At 63.8% G+C, this 5503-nt stretch carries 7 protein-coding genes; 3 read left to right on the top strand and 4 right to left on the bottom strand.

What is annotated here, in order from left to right:
- The coding region (locus GYA94_RS06935; RefSeq protein WP_161892007.1) for an MFS transporter at window positions 1-811 on the bottom strand (811 nt) is incomplete at its 3' end.
- Between the two features lie 128 nt (window positions 812-939).
- Window positions 940-1689 carry a 3-oxoacyl-ACP reductase family protein gene (locus tag GYA94_RS06930; RefSeq protein WP_161892006.1) on the bottom strand — a complete coding sequence of 250 codons (750 nt, stop codon included), beginning with the start codon at window positions 1687-1689 and terminating at the stop codon, window positions 940-942.
- Between the two features lie 118 nt (window positions 1690-1807).
- Between GYA94_RS06930 and GYA94_RS06925 the strand changes: the two genes are divergently transcribed.
- Window positions 1808-2746 carry a LysR family transcriptional regulator gene (locus GYA94_RS06925; RefSeq protein ID WP_161892005.1) on the top strand — a complete coding sequence of 313 codons (939 nt, stop codon included), beginning with the start codon at window positions 1808-1810 and terminating at the stop codon, window positions 2744-2746.
- 15 nt (window positions 2747-2761) lie between these two features.
- Here GYA94_RS06925 and GYA94_RS06920 read toward each other — a convergent pair whose 3' ends face one another.
- Window positions 2762-3238, bottom strand: a complete 477-nt coding sequence (locus tag GYA94_RS06920) for a GreA/GreB family elongation factor (protein ID WP_161892004.1) — start codon at window positions 3236-3238, stop codon at window positions 2762-2764.
- Window positions 3235-3612: a hypothetical protein gene (locus GYA94_RS06915; protein ID WP_161892003.1), complete on the bottom strand. Its 378-nt coding sequence runs from the start codon at window positions 3610-3612 to the stop codon at window positions 3235-3237. Before GYA94_RS06915 ends, GYA94_RS06920 begins: the two co-directional genes overlap by 4 nt.
- An 89-nt stretch (window positions 3613-3701) precedes the next feature.
- Between GYA94_RS06915 and earP the strand changes: the two genes are divergently transcribed.
- Window positions 3702-4835 carry an elongation factor P maturation arginine rhamnosyltransferase EarP gene (earP, locus tag GYA94_RS06910; RefSeq protein ID WP_161892002.1) on the top strand — a complete coding sequence of 378 codons (1134 nt, stop codon included), beginning with the start codon at window positions 3702-3704 and terminating at the stop codon, window positions 4833-4835.
- 48 nt (window positions 4836-4883) lie between these two features.
- Window positions 4884-5453: an elongation factor P gene (gene efp, locus GYA94_RS06905; RefSeq protein WP_054905497.1), complete on the top strand. Its 570-nt coding sequence runs from the start codon at window positions 4884-4886 to the stop codon at window positions 5451-5453.
- The last annotated feature ends 50 nt before the right edge of the window (window positions 5454-5503 follow it).

The raw sequence follows: 5503 nt of genomic DNA, 5'->3' as shown, positions 1-5503 counted from the left end.
GGTCGGCCAGGCGCCCGGCCCAGTTGGCCGACAGTGCACCGGCTGCACCCGCCAGGCCGAACAGGCCGATCACCGCATCTGAATAATGGTAAGGAGGGTTTGCCAGCAGAAATGCCAACGGTGTCCAGAACAGGGCGAACAAACTGAATGCCAGCAGGCCCAGCAGCGAGCGCAGGCGCAGTACCGGCTCTTCCAGGAACAGGCGGAACACCGAGCCGATCAGCGCCGGGTACTTCAGCCCGGCATGGCTGTGGTGTTGCGGCAGGCTGCGGTACAGCGCCACGGCGGTGATCGCCATCAGCACGGCGGCCAGCACATAGATGCTGCGCCAGCCGCCCAGTTCGGCCATGAAGCCGGCCGCGGTGCGCGCCAGCAGAATGCCCAGCAGCAGCCCGCTCATCAGTGTGCCGACCGCACGGCCGCGCTGCTGCGGCTCGCTCAGCGAGGCAGCCATGGGCACCAATATTTGTGCCACTACCGAGAACAGGCCGGTCAACGCCGTACCGAGGATCAGCCATGGCAGGCCAGGGGCACAGGCGCTGATGACCAGGCCGAGGGTGGCGATGACGGTCATCACGGTAATCAGCCGACGCTGCTCGAACAGGTCGCCTAGCGGTGCCAGCAGCAACAGGCCGGCGCCATAGCTGAGCTGCGCGGCAATCACGATGCTGCCGGCGCTGGCGGTGCTCAGGCCGAATTGCTGGGCAATGCTGTGCAACAGCGGCTGGGCATAGTAGTTGCTGGCCACGGCCAGGCCGGTGGCGGTGGCCATCAGCAGGATCAGGGTGCGGCTGAGAGTAGGGGCGGGCATGTGTTTCTCGTAGCGGGCAGGAGCAAGAGGGGGATTATCGGCAAGCACAGGGCACGGCGCCAATGCATTTGCCGGGGCAGGGGCGGGTGGCGCTCGATCTACAGGGTGCCACCACACCAACGGCGCAATCAGGCGGCAAAGCCACCGTCCACCGTCAAGCTGGCCCCCGTGACATAGCCCGCCTCAGGGCCGGCCAGGTAGGCCACGAAGCTGGCAATCTCGTCCGCTTCGCCATATCGCCCAATTGCCATCAGTGGGATCAGGCTTTCGGCGAATTCGCCGCTGGCCGGGTTCATGTCGGTGTCCACCGGCCCTGGTTGCACGTTGTTCACGGTAATGCCCTGCGGCCCCAGGTCGCGCGCCATGCCGCGGGTCAGGCCGACCAGCGCCGACTTGCTCATGGCATAAGGCGCGCCGCCGGCAAATGGCATGCGCTCGGCATTGGTGCTGCCAATGTTGATGATGCGCCCGCCCTGGCCCATGTACCGCGCCGCTGCCTGGCTGGCGACAAAGACACTGCGTACGTTCACCGCCAAGGTGCGGTCGAAATCGGCGAGGTCGAATTCGGTCAGCGGCGCGACCGTCAGTACCCCGGCATTGTTGACCAGGATATCCAGCCGGCCGAAGGCCTTCACGGTGTCATCCACGGCCAGCTGCACGGCGGCGGCATCGGCGCTGTCGGCGCGCAGGGCCAGGGCCTTGCCGCCGTTGTCGCCGATTTCCCGTGCCAGGTCTTCTGCCGGCCCGGCAGAGCTGACATAGGTGAAGGCCACTTGCGCACCCTCGCGGGCCAGGCGCCGCACGATAGCCGCGCCAATACCCCGGGAACCGCCCTGTACCAGGGCCACCTTGCCTTCGAGTGTAAGTTGCTTGGACATGCTGATCTCCTGCTGTGAGCCAGGCTGGAATGCCTTGGATAGGCGCAGTATCGGCGCTCGATTACCTGCTGATAAGATGGCAATCACTATAAGCAGAGTAAACCTTTGGTTGCCAATCATGGCCATGGAATCGTTCAACGCGTTGGAATGCTTCATCCGCAGTGCCGAGGTGGGCAGCTTTGCCGAAGCGGCCAGGCGCTTGCGCATTACGCCCGCTGCCGTGGGCAAACACGTTGCGCAGTTGGAGGCGCGCCTGGGGGTGCGGTTGTTCCAGCGTAGTACCCGCAAGCTGACCTTGACCGAAGCAGGGCAGCGTTTTCTTGGCGAGGTGAGCGACAGCTTTCACACCATCCAGTATGCGGTGGCCAACCTGGCCAGTGCCGAAGGGCAACCGGCCGGGCTGCTGCGGGTCAGCATGGGCACGGTGTTCGGGCGTTTGTACGTGCTGCCCTTGCTGGGCGAATTTCTGCGCCGCTACCCCGCCATTACCCCGGACTGGCATTTCGATAACCGCCAGGTCGACCTGATCGGCCAGGGCTTCGACGCGGCCATTGGTGGTGGTTTTGAACTGCCGCCGGGGGTGGTGGCGCGCAAGTTGACCCCGGCGCACCGGGTGCTGGTGGCCGCGCCGTCGTACCTGCAGCGGCATGCGCAGATCGATGAGCCGCACGTGTTGAAGCGCCATGACGGCATTCTGATCCGCTCGCCGCAGACCGGGCGGGTACGCTCGTGGCCGTTGACCAGCCGCTGGCAGGTACAGCAGCCATTGCTGTTGCGCCAGGCCATGACCATGAGCGATTCGGACGCTGCCTGCGCGGTGGCCGAGCAGGGGCTGGGGATTGCGCTGGTGAGTTTGCCGTTCGCGGTGCCCTACCTGCAGGCCGGTCGGTTGCAGCGGGTGTTGCCGGATTGGTATGTGGACGATGGGCATATCAGCCTGTATTTCGCCGAGCACAAGCTGTTGCCGGGCAAGACCCGTGCGTTCGTCGATTTCATCGTCGAGCAGTTCGCCGAGCAGGGCCTGGCGGGGCGTTTCGATGCCCTGCACCGTTTGTAGGCGTGCGCGGCCTGTTCAGGCAACATCCACGACGAACAGTACCTGCGCCCCCAGGCTCACCTCATCATCCACCCGCTTACCCAGCAACACTTGCCCCAGCGGCGAGCGCGGGGTGATCACTGTCACCAGCCCGTCTGCTGCGGCAATCTTCAGGCCGGCAGCCTCAGGCCCCAGAAACACCCGACGTTGTTCGCCGGCCTCATCCTCCAGGGTCACCAGGTTGCTCACCTGCACCCCGCGCGCCGGGTCGTAGTCGCGCAGCAGCAGTTGCTGGTAAATCAGCAGCGCCTGGCGGATTTGCGCACTGCGTCGGGCTTGCCCGGTGGCCAGGTACGAGGCCTCCAGGCCCAGGGTGTCGTACTTGTTCTCGGCGATGTTCTCTTCCGCCGTGGCGGCTTCATAGGCGGTTTGGGCCGCACGGGTCAGCACGTCCAGGTCATGTTCCAGGGTGGCGACGATCTGTGCCAGCAGGTGGGGCTTGCGCGTGGTCAATAACAGAACTCCAGCACGTTGGCCTGGCTTTTGTCGGTAGGTGCAGTGCGATTCTGTTGCAGCCAGAACTGGCACTTGGGGCTGTTCAGGTTGCGCGGGTTGCCCTGCGCAGCCTCAGCGGCCTGTTGTTGTTCCTGTTGCTGCAGCATGTGCTTGTAGCGCTCGAACATTTCAGCTTGCGCGTCGGCCGGTTGCACCGGTGCCGGTGCCACGGCCGGGGCCGCGGCTTGTTGCTCGGGCGGGAGCGGCCACAGTTGCTGCGCCAGCCACAGGCTAAGGGCAATCGCCATTGCGCCAAGCCATAGGCCCAAAGCCACGCACAGTATCAACTGCAACGGCTTCAGGGTGATGGTCAGTTCACGGCGGCGGGGCATGGCGGCCTCCTTGGCAAAATGGGCGGGGTGCATTGTCGCATGCTGTCGGGCAGAATCCGCGTTTTTACGCAAGTTAAAGGGAACGGCGCATGAAAGCCACCTGGGACATCTTCTGCAGCGTGGTCGACAACTACGGCGATATCGGCGTGACCTGGCGCCTGGCCCGGCAGTTGGTGGCCGAGCATGGCCTGGCGGTGCGCCTATGGGTGGATGATCTCAACGCCTTCACGCCCATGTGCCCCGGCGCCGACGCCAACGCGGCGCAGCAGTGGCAGCAGGGCGTGGACGTACGCCAGTGGCCGGCGGCCTGGTTGCCGGTAGCGCCTGCCGATGTGGTGATCGGTGCCTTCGCCTGCCAGTTGCCAGCGACTTATGTCGAGGCCATGCGGATTTGCCCCCGGCCACCCCTGTGGTTGAACCTTGAATACCTCAGTGCCGAGGATTGGGTAGCGGGTTGCCATGGTCTGCCGTCGCCGCAGGCAAATGGCTTGCGCAAAGTGTTCTTCTTCCCCGGCTTCACCGAAAACACCGGTGGCCTGCTGCGCGAGGCTGAGCTGCTGGCCCGGCGCGACGCGTTGCAACAGTCGGCTGCTGCCCGGCAGGCGTTCCTGCAGGGGTTGGCTGTAAGCCCAGCGCCTGGAACGCTGCTGATCAGCCTGTTCGCTTATGAAAACCCGCAACTGGGCAACTGGCTCGAGGCCTTGGCTACCGGTGACCAGGCCTGCCACCTGCTGGTGCCGCAAGGCCGTGTGGTCGCCGGCCTCAGCCACTGGCTCGGCGAGGCGCCGCTGCAGGTCGGGCAGGTGCGCACGCGTGGTGCGCTGACCGTGCAGGTGTTGCCGTTCGTCAGCCAGGATGATTTCGACCGGCTGCTGTGGTGCTGCGACTTCAATGCGGTGCGGGGCGAGGATTCGTTCGTGCGGGCGCAGTGGGCCGGGCAGCCCATGCTGTGGCACATCTACGTGCAGGACGAGAATGCTCACTGGGAAAAGCTCGAAGCGTTTCTGGCGCTTCATCGACGCGGCTTGTCAACCGATGCCGGCGCCGCGTTGCTGGGCCTGTGGCGGGCCTGGAACATGGACCAGGACATGGGCCAGGCCTGGCAGGCAGCCCGCCGGCATTGGCCGGAATTGCAGCAGCACGCCCGGTGCTGGGCGGCGCAACAGGCCGCTCAGCCGGACCTTGCCACGGCGCTAGTACACTTTTATGGAAATTCGCTATGATATGCGGCCTCGATTTTTATAAATCCATCCAGATTCGGATACTTCGTAATGAAAACTGGTAAAGAACTGAAACCCGGTACCGTGCTGCGCATCGACAACGACCCGTGGCTGGTTCAAAAAGCTGAGTTCACCAAGTCGGGCCGTAACAGCGCGATCATGAAGACCAAGCTTAAGAACCTGCTGACCGGCTATAAGACCGAAACCGTATACGGTGCAGACGACAAGCTGGACGACGTGATCCTGGACCGCAAAGAAGCGACCCTGTCGTTCATCAGCGGTGATTCGTACACCTTCATGGACACCAGCGACTACACCATGTACGAGCTGAACGAAGAAGACATCGAAGCTGTTCTGCCTTACATCGAAGAAGGCATGGAAGACGTCTGCGAAGCCGTGTTCTTCGAAGGCCGCCTGGTATCGGTTGAACTGCCGACCACCATCAGCCGTCAGGTTGTCTACACCGAGAACGCTGCGCGCGGCGACACCTCGGGCAAGGTCATGAAGCCTGCCAAGCTGAAGAACGGTACCGAGATCCAGGTTGCCGACTTCATCCAGATCGACGAGTGGATCGACATCGACACCCGCGACAACAGCTTCAAGGGCCGTTCCAAGAAGTAATGCTTCTTGCGTAAGGCAAAAACCCGGCTTCGGCCGGGTTTTTTTGTGGT

Source organism: Pseudomonas juntendi (assembly GCF_009932375.1).
In the GTDB taxonomy this organism is placed as follows: Bacteria; Pseudomonadota; Gammaproteobacteria; order Pseudomonadales; family Pseudomonadaceae; genus Aquipseudomonas; species Aquipseudomonas juntendi.
The sequence above is the reverse complement of the archived record's forward strand: the minus strand, read 5'-3'. Positions and strand labels throughout refer to the sequence as shown.

Coding starts and splice junctions, on each gene's coding strand:
- GYA94_RS06915 (WP_161892003.1), bottom strand. CDS start 3,612: ATGCCCCGCCGCCGTGAACTGACCATCACCCTGAAGCCGTTGCAGTTG.
- efp (WP_054905497.1), top strand. CDS start 4,884: ATGAAAACTGGTAAAGAACTGAAACCCGGTACCGTGCTGCGCATCGAC.
- earP (WP_161892002.1), top strand. CDS start 3,702: ATGAAAGCCACCTGGGACATCTTCTGCAGCGTGGTCGACAACTACGGC.
- GYA94_RS06930 (WP_161892006.1), bottom strand. CDS start 1,689: ATGTCCAAGCAACTTACACTCGAAGGCAAGGTGGCCCTGGTACAGGGC.
- GYA94_RS06925 (WP_161892005.1), top strand. CDS start 1,808: ATGGCCATGGAATCGTTCAACGCGTTGGAATGCTTCATCCGCAGTGCC.